At 67.2% G+C, this 17320-nt stretch carries 17 protein-coding genes and 1 pseudogene; 11 read left to right on the forward strand and 7 right to left on the reverse strand.

Going from position 1 to position 17320, the window contains the following annotated elements; genetic code table 11:
• Positions 1-58 precede the first annotated feature (58 nt).
• Together dapB and dapA are read right to left on the reverse strand one after the other, a co-directional pair.
• Entirely contained in the window at positions 59-895 is an 837-nt protein-coding gene (gene dapB / locus MXF70_RS02645) for a 4-hydroxy-tetrahydrodipicolinate reductase (protein ID WP_248517152.1), read from the reverse strand.
• Positions 892-1848, reverse strand: a complete 957-nt coding sequence (gene dapA / locus MXF70_RS02650; RefSeq protein ID WP_248517154.1) for a 4-hydroxy-tetrahydrodipicolinate synthase — start codon at positions 1846-1848, stop codon at positions 892-894. Before dapA ends, dapB begins: the two co-directional genes overlap by 4 nt.
• Before the next feature lie 439 nt (positions 1849-2287).
• Between dapA and MXF70_RS02655 the strand changes: the two genes are divergently transcribed.
• From MXF70_RS02655 to MXF70_RS02675, 5 genes are all read left to right on the forward strand, one after another.
• Complete coding sequence (locus tag MXF70_RS02655) at positions 2288-4273, forward strand: hypothetical protein (RefSeq protein ID WP_248517156.1); 1986 nt, start codon at positions 2288-2290, stop codon at positions 4271-4273.
• A gap of 226 nt (positions 4274-4499) precedes the next feature.
• Positions 4500-5336, forward strand: coding sequence for a M48 family metallopeptidase (locus MXF70_RS02660; RefSeq protein ID WP_248517158.1), 837 nt, complete (start codon positions 4500-4502; stop codon positions 5334-5336).
• A 93-nt stretch (positions 5337-5429) separates the two neighbouring features.
• Positions 5430-5630, forward strand: a complete 201-nt coding sequence (locus MXF70_RS02665) for a hypothetical protein (protein ID WP_248517160.1) — start codon at positions 5430-5432, stop codon at positions 5628-5630.
• Between the two features lie 111 nt (positions 5631-5741).
• Positions 5742-6167, forward strand: coding sequence for an HIT family protein (locus tag MXF70_RS02670; RefSeq protein ID WP_248517162.1), 426 nt, complete (start codon positions 5742-5744; stop codon positions 6165-6167).
• A 107-nt stretch (positions 6168-6274) separates the two neighbouring features.
• Positions 6275-7021, forward strand: coding sequence for an AAA family ATPase (locus MXF70_RS02675; RefSeq protein ID WP_248517164.1), 747 nt, complete (start codon positions 6275-6277; stop codon positions 7019-7021).
• Between the two features lie 84 nt (positions 7022-7105).
• On the opposite strand, the gene MXF70_RS02680 is transcribed toward MXF70_RS02675, so the two are convergent.
• On the reverse strand, positions 7106-7618 hold the full coding sequence (locus tag MXF70_RS02680; RefSeq protein WP_248517166.1) for a DUF7858 family protein: 513 nt from the start codon (positions 7616-7618) through the stop codon (positions 7106-7108).
• A gap of 194 nt (positions 7619-7812) precedes the next feature.
• Between MXF70_RS02680 and MXF70_RS02685 the strand changes: the two are divergent.
• Both MXF70_RS02685 and MXF70_RS02690 read left to right on the forward strand, forming a co-directional pair.
• Positions 7813-8667: pseudogene (locus MXF70_RS02685) on the forward strand (transcription initiation factor IIB); the annotation flags it as partial.
• A gap of 277 nt (positions 8668-8944) precedes the next feature.
• Positions 8945-9406: a universal stress protein gene (locus MXF70_RS02690; protein ID WP_248517167.1), complete on the forward strand. Its 462-nt coding sequence runs from the start codon at positions 8945-8947 to the stop codon at positions 9404-9406.
• 53 nt (positions 9407-9459) lie between these two features.
• On the opposite strand, the gene MXF70_RS02695 is transcribed toward MXF70_RS02690, so the two are convergent.
• Together MXF70_RS02695 and MXF70_RS02700 are read right to left on the reverse strand one after the other, a co-directional pair.
• On the reverse strand, positions 9460-10068 hold the full coding sequence (locus MXF70_RS02695; RefSeq protein WP_248517169.1) for a DUF7122 family protein: 609 nt from the start codon (positions 10066-10068) through the stop codon (positions 9460-9462).
• The gene (locus MXF70_RS02700) at positions 10065-10976 is read right to left on the reverse strand and encodes an RsmB/NOP family class I SAM-dependent RNA methyltransferase (RefSeq protein WP_248517171.1); all 912 of its coding nucleotides are present in this window, start codon (positions 10974-10976) and stop codon (positions 10065-10067) included. Before MXF70_RS02700 ends, MXF70_RS02695 begins: the two co-directional genes overlap by 4 nt.
• 100 nt (positions 10977-11076) lie before the next feature.
• On the opposite strand from MXF70_RS02700, the gene MXF70_RS02705 reads away from it, so the two are divergent.
• The 3 genes from MXF70_RS02705 to tgtA all read left to right on the forward strand — a co-directional run bounded on the left by MXF70_RS02705 (position 11077) and on the right by tgtA (position 14407).
• On the forward strand, positions 11077-11817 hold the full coding sequence (locus MXF70_RS02705; RefSeq protein WP_248517173.1) for a proteasome assembly chaperone family protein: 741 nt from the start codon (positions 11077-11079) through the stop codon (positions 11815-11817).
• Between the two features lie 210 nt (positions 11818-12027).
• A complete protein-coding gene (locus tag MXF70_RS02710; RefSeq protein ID WP_248517175.1) occupies positions 12028-12840 on the forward strand; it encodes an AAA family ATPase in 813 nt (270 codons plus the stop codon).
• An 82-nt stretch (positions 12841-12922) separates the two neighbouring features.
• The gene (gene tgtA / locus MXF70_RS02715; RefSeq protein ID WP_248517178.1) at positions 12923-14407 is read left to right on the forward strand and encodes a tRNA guanosine(15) transglycosylase TgtA; all 1485 of its coding nucleotides are present in this window, start codon (positions 12923-12925) and stop codon (positions 14405-14407) included.
• Positions 14408-14494: 87 nt separating this feature from the next.
• On the opposite strand, the gene MXF70_RS02720 is transcribed toward tgtA, so the two are convergent.
• A complete protein-coding gene (locus MXF70_RS02720) occupies positions 14495-14851 on the reverse strand; it encodes a helix-turn-helix domain-containing protein (RefSeq protein ID WP_248517180.1) in 357 nt (118 codons plus the stop codon).
• A 160-nt stretch (positions 14852-15011) separates the two neighbouring features.
• On the opposite strand from MXF70_RS02720, the gene MXF70_RS02725 reads away from it, so the two are divergent.
• Positions 15012-17084, forward strand: coding sequence for a hypothetical protein (locus tag MXF70_RS02725; protein WP_248517182.1), 2073 nt, complete (start codon positions 15012-15014; stop codon positions 17082-17084).
• Positions 17085-17088: 4 nt separating this feature from the next.
• On the opposite strand, the gene MXF70_RS15195 is transcribed toward MXF70_RS02725, so the two are convergent.
• The gene (locus MXF70_RS15195) at positions 17089-17223 is read right to left on the reverse strand and encodes a DUF7503 family protein (protein ID WP_259370388.1); all 135 of its coding nucleotides are present in this window, start codon (positions 17221-17223) and stop codon (positions 17089-17091) included.
• Positions 17224-17320: the final 97 nt, after the last annotated feature.

Here is a 17320-nt window from a genome sequence, read left to right on the forward strand (position 1 = left end):
TGGATCCGGCATCACCGATCGGTGACGCCGATCAGAGGCAGCGACCGCTCGAGGGGCGTCACTCCCCGCCGAGCACGTCCGAAAAGTCGTACCAGCCAGACGGCCGACCGTCGAGCCAGACCGCCGCGTCGAGGGCGCCCGCGGCGAACACGCCGCGATCCTCAGCGCGATGCGTCAGCCGGAGCTCCTCGTCATTGCCCGCGAGCAGCACCTCGTGAATTCCGGTGATATCGCCCGCACGGACCGCGTGAACGCCGATTTCGTCGTCCTCGCGCGGAGCAGTGCCCTCCCGTCCGTGGACGCGGTTCCCTGACGCGTCGGCACCGTCGCTCGCAGCGTTCTCGGTGCTCTCGCGGGCGGCCTCGACCTCCTGTAGAATTGCTTTCGCGGTCCCGCTGGGTGCGTCACGTTTGCCGTTGTGGTGGGTCTCGATCAGCTCCGCGTCGTACCCCTCCATCGCCGCTGCTGCGTCTCCGACGATCTGCAGGAGCGCCTGCACGCCGCGTGCGAAGTTCGCGGCCTTGAGCAGGGGCGTTTGCTCGCTGGCGGCCCGGAGCGCAGCGGTCTCGGAGCTGTCGAACCCAGTCGTGCCGACGACCGCGCCGACGCCGGCGTTGGCGGCGGCCTCGACTGCCTCGACGCAGGGTTCTGGGACCGTGAAATCCACCAGCACGTCGACGTCGCGCTCACCCAGGAGCGTGGGGAACTCCGCTTCGGAATCGAGTTCGACGCCCTCGAGTGGGCCGTCCTCGGGCGTTCGGCTCGTCGCCAACGCGACCGTCGCATCGTCGCGATCGGCCGCCTCGGCGAGGAGCTCCTCGCCCATCCGGCCGGTCGCGCCGGTGATCGCGAGGCGGGTCGGTCCGGCGGCGTCGGATTCGCCGGTCGCGGTCATCGGTCCACCGGCGTCGGTGCGGCGGTCACGTCGGCGAGCGCCTCAGTTCGGGTCGACTCCAGCTCCTCGAGCATCGTCCGGAGCGACTCGCGATGTTCCTCGGCGAGACGTGAGAGCGGGGGCCGGATCGTCGGTCCGCAGTTGCCACGCATCGCGACGGCCGCCTTCACTGGGATCGGGTTTGTCTCGACGAACAGCTCGCGGAAGAGCGGGCCGAGCTCGTGGTGGAGGTCACGGGCTGCCTCGAGGTCCCCCTCAAGGGCGCTGTGGACCATCGCGACGGTACGCTCGGGCTCGACGTTCGCAGCGACGGAGATCGTACCGGTCGCGCCGACGGAGAGCATCGGCAGCGTGAGCGCGTCGTCCCCGGAGAGCACCGAAAAGTCGTACTCGCGCGTACGCTCGACGACCTCGGTGACCTGTCCGAGATCACCGCTCGCGGCCTTGTATCCCGCGACGTTCGGATGGTCGGCGAGCGCGACGACGGTGTCAGGCTCGACGTTCTGACCCGTTCGGCTCGGAACGTTGTAGACGATCTGCGGGAGGTCGATGGCGTCGGCGATCTCCCGGAAATGTGCCTCGAGACCGCGCTGTTCGGGCTTGTTGTAGTACGGCGAGATGAGCAACAGGGCGTCGGCGCCGACGTCGGCCGCGGCGTGGGAGAGCTCCAGTGCCTCCCGGGTGTTGTTGCTCCCGGTACCGGCGATGACCGGGACGTCGTCGACGGCGTCGACGACTGCCTCGACGACGTCGACGTGCTCGTCGTGAGAGAGCGTCGCGCTCTCGCCGGTCGAGCCGACGGGGACGAGCCCGTCGACGCCGGCAGCTTCGAGCCGGCGGGCCTCCGAGCGGAGCTGGTCGAAATCGATACTGCCGCCCTCCGCGAAGGGCGTGATCATCGCGGGATAGACCCCGCGGAACGGTTCGTCTGTCTGTGGCGTGTCGGCTGTCATTGGATCGTGTGTTGGTTCGTGGGGACGTAAGTCCCCGCGTTGGTCGCTCCGTCGACTGCACCGCGATGCTGTTCGAGAGAATGAAAATCGCCCGAGACGGGTCGCCAGCCTCGCCGCGAGCGTGCTACTGCGAGCGTTTGGCGAGGCCGCGTTTTCCGCGGGAGCCGCTCACCAGCCGGCAGCCATCGCGGGTGGCGAGCGGGCGCATAGTGGAAATGGCGGTCGCCGCACGCTTGAACGTTACGTCGTTCCGTAGAGTGACGATCCCGCCGCGCCGCAATCAGAGCACGGCGGCGGTGAGCGCGTTCGAGTCGGGCCGGCTGTGTCACAGCGGAAACTGTGGTCGTCCGATCGGCCGGAAAGACGCATGACAAATAAAATTATGCGTCAGCCAACGGTGAAAAATTTTATTGGTATCGGAGTGGTTTGATACGACTCAATGACACCCGCTCACGCATCGAACCGGGACGGTCGCGGCGCCGTCTACGAGACGGAGGCAGCGACGGTCAGCGTCCGACCGCGCGCCAGCGACGGCGGCCGGCAGGCGCTGGAGTACGCGGTCGAGACCGATCACCCTGCCCCGGTACGGGTCCGGGTCCACCAGCCGATTCCCGAGGAGACGGCGATCGACGACCTCGGCTTCCCCGGCGACTGCGGCGAGGACTGGGAGCGCGACGGCGACGGCATCAGCTTCGAGCGCGAGATCCCGCCGGAGACGGCCGTGCGCACCGCCTGGGGCGTCGACGGCGACCTCGATCCCGATCTGGAACCGCCCACGGTCGAGGCGGAACCGGTGGGGTCGGCCGTGGATTCGATCGCCGATCTGGCCGGCGAGAGCGGTAGCAAACCCACGCTCGAGGAGACCGTCGACGCGAACGGCGGGGAGTCCGCCGATCACGATTCTGAGGAGGACGCCGTGGCGGATGCCGCTGCCGACGGGTCGGCGTCGGAGGCGTCGCTGGAGCTCGACCTCGACGAACCGGGCGAAGAGGGCTCAGCCGAGTCGACCGACGCGAGTACCGTCGAACTCGAGTCCGTTCCGGATCTCGAGGACCTCTCGACGCAAACGGAGGACGACGCGACAGCCGACGACGTCGGCGTCGACTCCCAGCCGGTACCAGAGGGCGACCTGCTGGGCGACGCTAACGCGGAGGAATCCGACGTGGCGGGCGGTGAAGCGCCTCTGTCGAGCAGTGTGAAATCGGCCACCGGCGAACGTATCGACAGCGACGCTAGCGAAGGCGACAGCTCCGGCAGCGACACCGCCGCCGCGAACGCCGACACCGAGCCAGCGAACGCCACAGCCGAGAACGACCAGCGCAGCGAGACCCCGACGGACTCGGTCGTCCACGAGCTCGTGGCGGAGCTCAACAGCGAGGAGCTGGAGGACCGCCATCGGAACGCGCTCGCCGACGCGCTGGAGGTTCGCCTCTCGGATTCGACGAACGCGTTCGTCGAGCACGTTCGGGACCGCCAGCAACGGCGAACCGAACGGCTCCGTGACGACCTGGAGACCCTCGAGGAGAGCGTGGAGGGGATCTACGGGCTCAAGGCCGACGCCAACGAGGTCTCGACGCTGAAGCGAGCGATCACCCGGATCGACGACGGGAAGGCCAGCGATGGCGACCTCCGCGAACTCAGCGAACAGCTGGAGACCCTCGAGGAGCGAAGCGCCGAGCGCGACACCGTCGAGACGCTCCGGGCGGACCACGAGTCGCTCTCCGCGTCGCTCGAAGCCCTCGCTGACGACCTGCAGACGACCGACGACGACCTCGACGCGCTCGAGAGCGCGGCCGAGACCGATCGCGAGGCCATCCGTTCCGACGTCGAGGTCGTTCGGGAGTCACTCGAAGATCTCGAGGACGCCGCGGCGACGGAGGACCGACTGGAGGCCGTCGAAGACGACGTCGCGACGCTCCGGGACATCGCCGCGACGGAGGAGGCGCTCGACGACCTCGAAAACCGTCTCGACGCGATCGAGGCCGAGGCTGCCACGGAGGCGGACCTCGCGAGTGCGCGAGAAGAACTCGAATCCGTCGAGAGCAGCCTCGCCGAGCGTATCGATCTGCTCGGCGACCGCCACGAGGAACTGGCTGCCGACTCCGCGACCGACGACGCCCTCGAATCGCTCCGCGAGGAGCAACTCGACCGCCACAACGAGACCGCCTCCGAAATCCAGTCGCTCCGGGAGGAGCTCGAGGCCGAGTACACGAGCGACGACGAGATTAGCGCGGAAATCGACCGGCGAGTCCACCGCGGAGTGGCCCACCTGCTCGCGTTCGCGATCGGTGCCGTCGGGCTCGTCGCAACCGTCGGACTCGCGGTCGCTGGGTCGCCCGCCGCGGCAGTGACGTTCTTCGGCGGTGCCGGGGCGCTGGGGCTGTGGTGGCATGCGGTCGATCCGGCCGAGGACGCTGAAGAGTAACGAGCACGTCGAGATCGGGTCGCGTGGTGAGGGGATCGCGATCGTCGGGCTGTCCCAGAGTGCTGCCCTCGAGCAGGCGATTCGAGTTTGCGGGTGAACTCACGATCCAAAGCGTGGATCGCAACGGCGGGTCGCAGCCCGCCAGGGGTATCACCTTGCCGTCGCTTGCCAACGCATCTGCCGCCGACCCGTGTCCTTAAGACATCTCGCTGGTTATTTTTTGGCGATGAATCACAGAGGCCTCCAGCTACGGATGGCCATCGTTGGGACCATCCTGTTTGGGTTCTATCTGGCGATCGCGACGGTCGCCTACGCGGCGTTTGGCATCCCACTCGCGATCGTCCTGATCGGCTCGTTCGGACTCGTCGGTATCCAGTACGTCATCGGCAAGAAGATGGCAATCTGGTCCACCGGGGCAGAGGACATGCCCGACGAGGGCGAGTACGCCCGTGTCCACCGGAGCGTCGAGCAGTTCTCCGACGAGATGGGCATCGAGAAACCCCGGCTGATGGTCGCCCGGATGGGCGTACCAAACGCCTTCGCGACCGGTCGACGCGGCGCCGGCATCGTCGTCGTCTCCGAGGAGCTGATGGCGATTCTCGATCACGACGAGCTCGAGGGCGTCCTCGCACACGAACTGGCACACATCGAGAACCGTGACGTGTTGACGATGACCATCGGGCAGTCGATCGCGATGATCGTCGGGATCGCCGTCCACTGGATCGTGATGATGACCGGCGAGCGGTCCATCGCGAACTACTTCCTGGGCTGGATCGCCGGTATGCTCGCCCAGATGCTCGTGATGGTGTTCGTGATGGCGATCTCGCGATACCGCGAGTACGTCGCCGACGCCGACGCCGCCGCGGTCATTGGCAGCGGGGATCCGCTCGCTCGCGCGCTCGAGAAGATCTCGCGTGGCGCCCAGTCCAGCGGGAACGAGGTTGACGATAGCGTCGCTGCACTCTGCATCTTCGGGGGCGCCGAGCGCCTCCTCTCGACGCACCCGCCGACGGAGGAGCGGATCTCGCGCTTGCAGTCCCTCGAAGTCGCGCAGTACCGGTAACTCGGTTCTCGTCGGCGCGTTTTCTTCGGTCTCGCCAATCCCCGAGAGTCGATCGGCGGGACAGTTATGGAACTCGAGCGACGACGTCGGCGCATGCGCGTGACTCTCTCCGATGCCCGCGAGTCGCCGCTCGCCGCCGCGGTGTTTCTGCTCGGCGTGGCTGCAGCCGTCGTCGCAATCGTGTTCGGCGACGGCGGGTTCGACGCACCGGCCGGAAGCCCGCTGTTCCTCGTAGGGCTCGGCGCCGCGGCGATCGCGATCGGTATCGTGATCGCCGAGCGCGTCCGGTCCTGACGAGCTACCCACTGTGGGAGATCAAGCTGTCAGTAGACGACACAGTCGGTCAGCCGACCGGAGCGGCGCACTCCGGCAACTTTCAAGGGTTCGCCAGCCGTCGCCACCTGTATGAGCGCCGACTGCATCTTCTGTGCGATCGTGGACGGTGAGATCCCCGGGAACGTCGTCTACGAGGACGAGGACGTGCTGGCATTCCTCGACGCGAACCCGCTCGCGAAGGGACATACGCTGGTGATTCCGAAGGCCCACCACGAGACGCTCGGGGACCTGCCCGGCGATCTCGGGGCCGCGATCGGCCGCGTCGCGACGGAGCTCGCGCCCGCTGTCGAGGCCGCCGTCGACGCCGACGGGACGACTGTCGCGTTCAACAACGGCGAAGCAGCCGGCCAGGAAGTTCCACACGTCCACTGTCACGTCGTGCCGCGTTTCGACGGTGACGGCTACGGACCGATCCACGCGCTGTTCGGTGCCGGGCCCGAGCTGGACGACGACGAAATCGCAACGATCGGCGACGCGATCCGAGACGAGCAGTAGCGGCGACAATCGGTCACGGTCACGTCGACATCGAAGCACCGCCGGAATGAGACGGGTGCATACTGAGGACACACCTTTATTGCAGTTGGCGAACCACGAATCGAGTAATGGCTCCGACGACAGCCGCCGTCGTGAAAGCGACGGGCGGCGCCGGCGCGACGCGGACCAGCCTCGAACTCGCCGCGACGCTCGGCCGCGGCGGCTACTCCGTCGCCGTACTCGACGTCGACGTCGCGACGCAGGGGCTCGCTGCACACGTGCCGGGACGAATCGAAGAGGACCTGACAGCGGTCGTGCTCGGGACGGCTCCACTTCCCGCTGCGACCGTCGACCTGGAGCTCGAAGCGGTCACCGAAGCCGGCGGACAGGTCGCGGTCTGTCCGGCCCGGGCGCCGTTCGAACGGCTCGCCCGCGCGAAAACGCCCGACGCTGCACAGACGTTCGAGGAGCTCGTCGCCGGTGCCGCCGATCGGTTCGACTTCGTGCTGGTGGACACGCCACCGGTCGCGACGAACCCGGCAGTGAGCGCCGTCACGACGGCCGATCGCGTCGCCGCCGTCACGCCAGGAAGCGAGCGGGGCGTCGACGCCCTACAGCGGCTCCGCGAGCGTCTCGAAGACGTCGGTGCTGCACCCGGGCTCGCGATCGCGAACCGGGCAGACGGCGATCACCCCGTCGACGCGGCGGACGCGACGCTCCCGACGCACGAGGTCCCCGAGCCAGCGGTTCCCAGCACCGCCGATCCCGATCCGGCCTACGCGCCGGCCGTCGCCGAGGCCGCCGAGGCGCTCTTCGACGTCGATCTCGATCTCGAGTTCCCCGACGAGGGACTGCTGGCCGGACGGTTCGATTAACACGTCGACAGCCACGTCGCGGAACTGATCGTTCCACGGCAGCTGCTGAAAGAGCAGGATAGCAGAGCGAACGCGATCGGCGAGCTACAGGAACTCAGTGGCGTCGGTCATCGTCTCCGCGAGGTGATCGTCGGTGGAGAGCGCCGCATCGCCAGGGCCGAGGGTCGGCTCGACCGCGGTTCTGGCGGCGGGGATCGGCTCGTGCGTCTCGAGGAAGGCTGTCAGCAGGAACTCGGTCGTCGAGGCGCCGGTGAGCTCCCGTGCCTCGCTTCGGGAGAGCTCGCCGGCGATCCAGTCGCCCACGATCTCGCGGGCCATCGGCGCAAGCGGGCAGACGCCGTCGACGCCGACGAGGTGAAGCGTCTTCGCGGCCGTGATCGGCGGAACGCCGGCAGCCTCGCCGGCCCCACCGACGCTCGCACCGTCTGCGTAGGCGTCGACGACGTCGGCGGCTGCCCCGGCCCCACAGGGGAGATCGTCCGCGACCGACGCGAGCCGCTCGGCGAGCGCGCCGTCCGTCGAGTCGACGGTGGCGATCCCCGTATCGCGCTGCTCGGCCGTGACGGCGAGGTCGGCGGCGATCTCCGAGAGCCCCATCGCCCAATCGTTTCCAGTATCTTCAGATAAAATTTTCGTTCGTGCAGTGAATCTACAGCGCTCACCAGCCCCAGCCGCCAGCCCAGACCGGCCAAACGTACCGGTAACCGGTACGTTCTCCACCCCGCTCCGCCCCTGTTCGTTGCGCCCTGAGAAGTGTTTAAATAACAGTTCCCTGCGTAGCTCCACTCGTGATGACCGACGACGATCGCTGTCCCGAATGCACCGCCCCGCTCGCACGAACCGACGACGAAACCGTCTGTACCGACTGTGGCCTCGTCGTCGAGACCGATCGGCTCGATCGCGGCCCAGAGTGGCGGTCGTTCGCGGACGATGACTCCAATCGCGAACGGACCGGCGCCCCACTGACGCGCAGCCGCCACGACCGCGGGCTGAGCACCGAGATCGGCTCCAACAACGGCGTCCGTCTGACCGGACGGAAACGAAAGCGGCTCGCCCGGATGCGCCGCGAGCACAGCCGCGCACAGCTCGCGACGAAGCAGGATCGCAATCAGGTGTACGCATTCACGGAGATTCGACGGTTGATCGGCGCACTCGGGCTGCCACGAGACGTTCGCGAGCAGGCGTGTGCGCTGTTCGACTCCGCACAGTCGGAGGACCTGATCCAGGGCCGTTCGTTGGAGGGGTTCGCCGCCGCCACCGTCTACGCAGTATGTCGTACGCGGTCGATCGCACGGACTGTCGACGAGGTCGTCGCCGACGCTCGCGCCGACGAAGGCGAACTCCGCGCGGCCTACGATGCGCTGAACCGGGAGCTCGGCCTCCCCACCGGTCCGATCGACCCCGCCGAGTACGTCCCCCGATTCGCCTCCGAACTCGGCCTCCCCGACGCCGTAGAGCGACGGGCACTCGAGCTCGCCGCGCTGGGACGGGAGGCCACGATCGCGGGCGGCCGCGATCCAAGCGGGTTCGCCGCCGGCTGTCTCTACACGGCTGCCCAGGACCACGGACACGGCCTGACCCAGACCGACGCGGCCGACGCCGCCGGGGTCTCCCCCGTGACGCTGCGGAAGGCCCACTACGATCTGGAGGCGGCGAGAGAGGAGCATGAACTGGACGAAGAAGCCGAGAAGAGCGCAGAGCACGGAGCAGAGTCGAGAGACGAGGCGTCGAGGAGCGAGAATTCAGTTGCCGATTCAGCGGAGAAGTCGGCTGGACGTCCTGAAACCCGGACAGACGAAGAGAGCGCGCCCAGTGCCTTTGCACTGAGCGACGACTGACGGCCACACTCTGCTCGCCCGCCGACGGCCAGAACGACGACCCTGCCGACCCAACGACTAAGCAGCCAGCCGTCGGGCAGTTCGTATGGTGTACGTGGTTCCCTTCGACGATTCGCCACTCTCGAGAACGGCACTCCGGCGCGCCGGCGAGTTCGCGAGCGCGATGGACGAGGAGGTCGTCGCGCTGGTCGTCGTCCCGCCGAGCACCGAGTACGCACGCGAGAAGGGATGGATCGATCCAGGCGAACCGTTCGACGCCGACCGGATCGCTCGCGGACTCCGGACGGTCGTTCGCGAGGTCGCCCCAGACGCCAGCGTCGAGATCGAGACTACCGACGAGACGGACTACCGGGCGTCGGTCACGACCGACGTCGTCCGGCGGATCCGACAGACCGCCGCGGAGCTCGACGCCTCGGTGCTGTTCGTCGGGAGCGCGAACGCGGGATCGGTGACCACGCCGGTCACGAGCGTCGGCTCGCCGGTCTCGGACGACCCGCAGTACGACGTCCACGTGATCCGGCACGCGGATCCCGACCTCGCCGACTGAGAAACAGTCTCGACAGCGAATCGATCGGTTGACGACTGGTCAGAGTGGCAGAGTCAGAGGTCCCGGCGACGCCCTTTCGGCACCGTCGAGCGCAGTTCGCCGTGGACGTAGAGCCCGACGCCGAGGATCGCCCGCTCGCCGTCGGCGTCGTCCGCTGTCTCGCGGGGCAGCTCGTGGGCTGCGATCAGGTAGCCCCAGTCGCCGTCCCAACGTTCGATGTCCTGATCCTCGCCGGCAGCGAACCGCTCGGCCTCCGCGAGATCGAGATCGATGACGTTCTTCGTCGCGAGATGACCGAATCGCTGGACGGCGTCGGTCGTGGGTTTCCAGTGCTCCTGGCGCGTTCGCAGAACGGTCGCGCCCATCGCCTCGACCTCGCTGGGATCGGCATCGTCTCCAGCCAGGACCCAGAGCTTGCCGTTGCCTTTCTCCCAGAAAGTGTGGTTCTCGAAGGTCGCCGGCGGGATCCCGAACCGCTCCTCCCACCACGAGAGAACGGTCGCTCGGGATGGCCTGCCCTCGACCGTCCGCTCCGCATCGGTCGGTGCCAGGCGGTCGAACCGGTGGCTAACGTTCTCGTCGAGGTCGTCCGCGGACGGCGAGGACCCGCCGTCCGTGGCGATCGGCGGAGCGTCGTCGGCGTCGGAGTGGTCGTCGCTCATGCGCCCACCTCCAGGGTCGCCACGAAGAAGCCACCAGTGTCGTTCAGGTGCGGGTAGATCCGGGCGGCCCGTTCGACGCTCGGATCGAACGACGTGCCGTCCCACTCCGTAATGCCGGGGCGCGTCTCGATGGGAAGCTCCTGCTCGACGATTCGGCAGTTCTCGGCGTCGAGGACCCGGTCGAGGACGGTCTCGTTCTCCTCCGGCGCGTAGGTACACGTCGAGTAGACCACGCGACCGCCGGGCTTCGTGGCCTGGATCGCTCGCTGAAGGACGTCGGTCTGGACGCCCGAGACGTCCGCGAGGAATCCCTCGCTCCAGCTGTCGAGGGCGGCGGGGTTCTTTCGGAGCGTGCCCTCGCCGGAGCAGGGCGCGTCGACGAGCGCGCGGTCGAACTCGTCGACGGCGAGTGGATCCAGCGAGTAGTTCCGGGCGTCCCTGTTTGTGACGATCGCGTTCGTGACGCCGAGGCGCTCCGCGTTGAACCGCAGCGCAGAGAGCCGGCCCATGTTCCGATCGTTGGCGACGACGCGCCCCTCGTCGTCCATCATCGCGGCGATCTGGGTCGTCTTGCTTCCCGGCGCCGCGCAAGCATCCCAGATCGTCTCGCCGGGCTGGGGATCCAGCGCGATCGGCGGCAGCGTCGAGACCGCTTCCTGGGAGTGAATCCAGCCGTGAAACGCCGGCCAGGTCGAGCCGGGGCCGTCCGTATCGACGGCCAGAAGCTCCGGGTTCCACGCCGTCGGCTCGGCGGCGATCCCGGCGTCCTCGAAAGCTGCGCGAACGCGCTCCACGTCGGCCTTGATCGTGTTCACGCGGACCGTCTTCCCGAGCGGCCGCTCGACCGCCGCCGCGAACGCGTCGAACTCGTCGACGATCGGACGGTAGCGCTCGAGAACCTCGTGCATTGGATTCGAGTACCGGCGGGATCGGGCTTGTGGGTGTCGGTTCGCGACCGCTCCGGCCAGTGCCCCACCCATTATGCTGCCGGCCTGTGAACCCACCTGCATGGCAGGCATTCAGATCCACACCGAGCACGACCTCCAGTCGCCCACGCTCGTCGAGGGGCTCCCGGGCGTCGGCCTCGTCGGGAAGATCGCGACCGATCACCTCGTCGAAACGCTGGAGATGGAACACTACGCGAACGTCAGCTGCGAGGGACTCCCGAAGCTCGGCGTCTACGCCGAGGGCGAGCGCGAAGTCCAGCCGCCCGTTCGGCTCTACGCCGACGAGGCCAACGATCTGCTGGCGCTCCAGAGCGACGTTCCCGTCTCGCCCCAGGCCGCTCCCGCATTCGCGGACTGCGTCACCGGCTGGTTCGACGCCGAGGACGTGACGCCGATCTACGTCAGCGGGCTCGGGGCCGAGAACCGCGCCACCCCGCCGGCGATGTTCGGCGTCTCGACGGGCGGCGCCGGCGACCGACTCGACGAACTCGATCTCGCGACCCCGAACGAGCGCGGCGCGATCTCTGGCCCGACCGGCGCGCTCGTCGCTGCCGCGGCCGAACGGAACCTACCGGGACTCGGGCTCGTCGTCGAGACGAACCCCAAGTTCCCCGATCCCGAAGCCGCTCGGGTGCTGATCGAGGACGGCATCGGCCCGCTGGCCGGCGTCGAGGTCGACGTCGAGGCGCTCGTCGAACAGGCCGAAGACGTACAGGCCCAGCGCGAGCAGCTCGCGAAGAAACTCCAGGAGGCCGAGGGCGACGCGAGCTCGGAGGCGAAGCCCCTCAGGATGTACCAATAGGCGCCCACCTTTTTCGAGACGGGCCCCGCTGCGCGACGCCCGCCTCCAAAAAATCTGGAAAAAAACCGCACAGTCCCGCCGCAGTTGGGCCACTGGCACTGTTCTGCACGTGAAAGGCAGCGCCAACGGATGCGACACACCGAGCGCCGGTGACCGTATCTTCCAGACCGATCATCGCCCTTTTGCGGGGTCCCCTCCTACGAACGATCAGTGAGCGATCCGATCCCGACCGGCTGTGCGCCACTCGACGAGCTGCTAGACGGCGGGTTCGAGCGCGGGACCGTCACGCAGCTCTACGGCCCGCCGGCAGCCGGGAAGACGAACGTCGTGCTCTCCGCCGCGGCGGCGGTCGCCGCCGACGGCGGCACGACGGTCATCGTCGATACGGAGGGCATCTCCATCGACCGCTTCGAGCAGGTCGTCGGCGCGCGAGCGGCCGGAGGTCGGGACGGAGACGTCGAAGCGGACGGCACCATCGGAATCGACGACGCGATCGGTGCCGGCACGAGCGACGGAGAAAACGCAGCGAACGGCGGTGCAGATGCCGAGGGCGAGGACCTCCAGGCGCTCGCCGAGCGGATCGTCGTGCAGGACGCGATGGACTTCGACGAGCAGCGCGAGGCCGTGCGGGACGTGGAGGCGTTCGCCGAGCAGGCCGATCTGATCGTTCTCGACAGCGCGACGGGGTTCTACCGCCTCCAGCGCGACAAGGACCAGGAGGGTGGCGAGGCGCTCCGGGCAGTCGCCGACCAGATCACCCACCTGCTCTCGCTGGCCCGCCGGGAGGATCTCGCGATCGTGATCACGAACCAGGTCTACACCGACCCGGAGGAGGATCGCATCCACGCTCTCGGGGGCCACACGCTCGATCACTGGACCGGGACGATCCTCCGACTCGACCGCTTCCGCGGCGGGAACCGTCGTGCGACGCTCGAGAAACACCGCGCCAAACCCGCCGGCGAGACCGCCCAGTTTACGATTACGGACGAGGGGCTGGCCGGCACCGAAGGCGACCGGCTGTAGGATCGGGCAGGGGAGACGTCCTTCTCAGAGCGCGCACCGCCAGACGGAACGCTTAGGCGCTCGCCGCCCGCCAGCAACTCCCGTGCGCGAGTGCTTTGAACTGCGGGACGTCGACGCTGCCGGCCGCATCGGCGAGCTGACGGTTCCGCGAGCGGACGTCACGGTTGAGACGCCCGCACTGCTGCCGGTGATCAACCCGAACATCGACACGGTCTCGCCGGCCGACCTCGAGACCGAGTTCGGCGCGGAGATGCTCATCACGAACTCCTACATCATTCACGGCGACGATGAGCTCCGCGAGCAGGCCCTCGAAGAGGGGCTCCACGAGATGCTCGATTTCTCGGGGGCGATCATGACCGACTCGGGCGCCTTCCAGCTCGCCGAGTACGGCGAGATCGACGTGACGACCGAGGAGATCCTCGTCTTCCAGCGCGATATCGGCTCGGACGTCGGAACGCCGGTCGACCTGCCGACGCCACCGGACGCGAGCAGAGAGCGGGCCGAGACGGAGCTCGAAACCACGCTCGATCGCCTCGAGATCGCCGACGCCGCAGACACCGGCGAGATGCTGGTCACGGCGCCGATCCAGGGTGCGACCTACCCCGATCTCCGGGAGCGCGCGGCTCGCGAGGCCTATGCCACCGATCTCGACGTGTTCCCCGTCGGCGCTGTCGTGCCGCTGCTCGGGGACTACCGGTTCGCGGAGATCGTCGACGCCGTCGCGGCGGCCAAGCGCGGCCTCGGCGAGGACGCGCCTGTCCACCTCTTCGGGGCCGGCCACCCGATGACCTTCGCGCTCGCCGCGGCGGCGGGCTGTGACCTCTTCGACTCCGCCGCCTACGCGCTGTTCGCCCGCGACGACCGCTATATGACTGTTCGGGGCACGGAGACGCTCGAGGAGCTCGAGTATCTCCCCTGTTCGTGCCCGATCTGTTCGGAGTTCGACGCCGACGAGCTCCGCGACCTCCCCAGCCACGAACGGGAGCGGCGTCTCGCCGAGCACAACCTCTGGGTGAGCTTCGCGGAGATCCGCCGGATTAGACAGGCAATTCGTAGCGGGACCCTCCTCGAACTCGTCGAGGTCAGAGCCCGGGGCCATCCCGCCCTGCTGGCTGGCTACCGAGCGCTCCTCGACCACGAGGAGTGGCTGGAGTCGTCGGATCCGATCGTCAAAGACACGTTCTTCTACACCTCCACGGAGAGCGCCGACCGCCCGGAGGTGCTGCGATACCACGACCGACTCTCGCGACTCGACGTGGCCGCCGACTCGCTGCTCGTGTCAGAGGCGGACCCTCACGGCGACTACGAGGAGTGCTGGGACCTCCGGCCGCCGTTCGGCCCCGTCCCGCCCGCGATCGCACGAGCCTACCCGCTCACGGCCGAGCTACCGGAGCGACCCGACCGCCGCGCAAGAGAGCGTGCAGTGGACGCGATCGCACTGCTCTACGACCAGCATCCCGACGTGTCGATCACGGTCGGTCACCGTAACTGGGCAGCGGCGGTCCTGGAATCGCTGCCCGAGGCAGTCGAGACCGTCGACGTGAGCGGTATCGACGTCGAGGACTGAGTTGGTTGGGGTCGATCCTCGCGAAAAAGACAGGCTCGTCGAACTGACGATAGCGAAGACGAACGCGTCCGAGAATTGGGCGCGAAATCAGGCCGATTCGACGTCGTCGGAGTCGTCACGGGGCTCCCCGCGGGCCGCGACGCCAGTGGTCTGTGCGGTGGTGTTCTCGAGTCGGCGCTCGATGAGCGCCTCGAAGTCCTCCGTTCGGTCGTACTCTTCGCGGAGTCCGACCGCGGCACGACCCTCGTCGGTGATCTCGTAGAGGCCGGACCGTTCAGCTGGCCCGATCTTCCGAACGAGACCGAAGTCGGCGAGCACCGGAAGGCGGTTGTTGACGTTCTTGCGGCTCTTGCCGGTCGTCTGCGCAATGTTGGTTGCGACGTTGCGACCGTAGGTGTGCAGAGCCTCGAGTATCAGGAAATCTGTCGGTTGACGAAGGCGCATAACGAGCTGTAATTGGATATGGCCGATTTCCTTATAATACTTTGGGCCATCGGAAAATTGTACGGCAGCGCCGGGGCATACTACGAGAGCGGGGGTGATGCGATCGGCAACGCCAGCACACTTTTGCCGTTGGGTGGCTAGCTACAGTTCACTACCGCCCATGGCCGACCCCCACTCTCCAGGGACACTCATCACCCCATCCTTCGGGGTCGACCACGGTCTCGACGTCGTCGACCCGATCGAACGGTTGCGGCGGACGATCCGGACAGCAGAGCCGATCTCGCCGGAGACCATCGACGATGACGTCTTTTCACTACCCGTCGAATCGGCCGTCCAGATCGAGACCTCCAGGCTCACTCTCCCACTCGAATCGCAGGTCTACGTGCGGGACGGGGACGGGCGCATGATCGACGAAGTGCAACTCGGCAGCGCCCGGTCGTTCCCCGAGGACACGTACTGCATCGAACCGACCTGGATCCTGAAGGTGTATTTCCGCGTCGAGAGCGGCGTCGAGATCAGACAGAAGGGGAACACCACCGAGATCGAGTTCGACGACGTCGTTCCGGTGGAGATCGGGAGCTGTTCGACGCACGAACGGCCTGCGTCGACGGTGACCATCACCGAGGAGCCGACCGACGTTCTCGCGGCGATCTCCACCTTTGGCTCCGCGCTGAAGACGCTCAGCCCCGAGCGATCGTTCCCGACTCATAGAGGCCACCCACCGACGATCGAGCTCGGCGAGGAGCGAACAATCCCCGACGGACTCGCCCCGCCCGCGGACGACCTCCACCTCGAGGTTCCTGCAACGCTCTCGGACGCGTTTGCCGTCGCACCACTCGCGTACTATCTCGGCGCGGGAGTGCGTGAAGGGCCCGTCGCCCGCATCGTCGGCGAGTCGATCGACTATCCGCTCGCCCACCGCGGGAGCCTCGAAGACGGCGTCGAGCGGACCCTCGGCAAGCTGTTCTTGCTGGATTGTGTCACCAGGACGGAGGGCATCTATCAGCTCGATCTCCACGAGCGCGAACTGTTCGAGGAGCGCATCGATCTGCCCCTCGCCGAGCTCTACGACGCCCCGCACGCCGAGCGCGTTGGAACCTACCTCGACGTCTCCTACGACGAGATCGCCGATCTCATTCCAGACTGGAAGCAGGTCGCGCACGTCGATCCGTCGATGGAGTCCGTCGAGGCGTTGCCGTATCTCGTCGACGACCTCTCGATCGTCAAGACGGAGGATCCAGAGCCCGTCCCGATCGAAGAGGTCGAAAACGGCGGGATGCAGGGCCGCCTCATGCGTGGCGAGATCGCCACCGAGACGTCGTTCGTCCACCCCGCACAGTCCGAGACTGCGATCGAGGAGACGTGGGTCGGCGACGGCACGCCACTTGGCGTCTCGAAGGCGCTGCCGGAGGCGTTCGAGAACCGCGTCGGCCGGTCGACCTCGACGGGAACGATCGACATCTCGGTGATCTGCAACGACCCCGAGATGGCCGAAGAGGAGGACATCGTCGACGACACCTACGGCTCGCGAAGCGAACTCCCCTTCGACGTCACGGTCAAGACGGATACGACCAAAGAGGAGCTCGCCGATCTGCTCGCCGAGGACCGCGACTTCCTCCACTACATCGGCCACATCGACGACGACGGGTTCCGGTGTTCGGACGGTCGGCTCGACGCCACGACCATCGACGAAGCGGGCATGGACGCGTTCTTCCTCAACGCTTGCCAGTCCTACGAGCAGGGCATGGAGCTCGTCCGGAAGGGCGCGATCGGCGGCATCGTGACGGTCAGAGACGTGGCAAACATGGGTGCCGTCCGGATCGGCCAGGCTGTGGCCAGACTGCTCAACTGTGGCTTCCCACTCCGTCCCGCGCTCAACGTCGCACGCGACGAGAGCGTGATCGGCTCACACTACATCGTCATCGGGGACGGCGGGCTCTCGATCGTGCAACCCGAGAGCGGGACGCCGCACTTGCTGGAGGTCAAGAAATCCGGGTCAGACTACTTGATCGATATCGACATGTTCGGTGCTCAAGCGGGTATGGGCGGCCTCTTCTGCCCACACCTCGGTGGAACCGAGGAACAGACGCAGTACTATTTGGCATCGGGAGCAGTTCCGGAGTTCATCGTCCCTGCAGCAAACTTCGAGGAGTTCCTCCACCGCGAGGACGGCCCAGTTCGCAAAAACGGATTCCTTTCTTGGACGAACGACCTGACGACGAACGATTTCTAACCGATTATACGACGGTCGATCCGCGAGCAGCCGCAGCGCCGCCCACCTGCGAGAGCACCAGCAGGAGCGTGAACAGCACGCCGATCTTTCGGGGGTTGTTCGCGAGGTACTGCTTCATACGGCCATTGTCATTGGACATTGCAATTGGATACAGAGCCGGCCACAAATTAAAATTATCTAATACTTTCCGATGAAAGATGGATGCATCCCAGTCAGGATATCGGTCGTATTCGACC

The organism is Salinarchaeum laminariae (assembly GCF_023204835.1).
Lineage (GTDB): Archaea > Halobacteriota > Halobacteria > Halobacteriales > Salinarchaeaceae > Salinarchaeum > Salinarchaeum laminariae.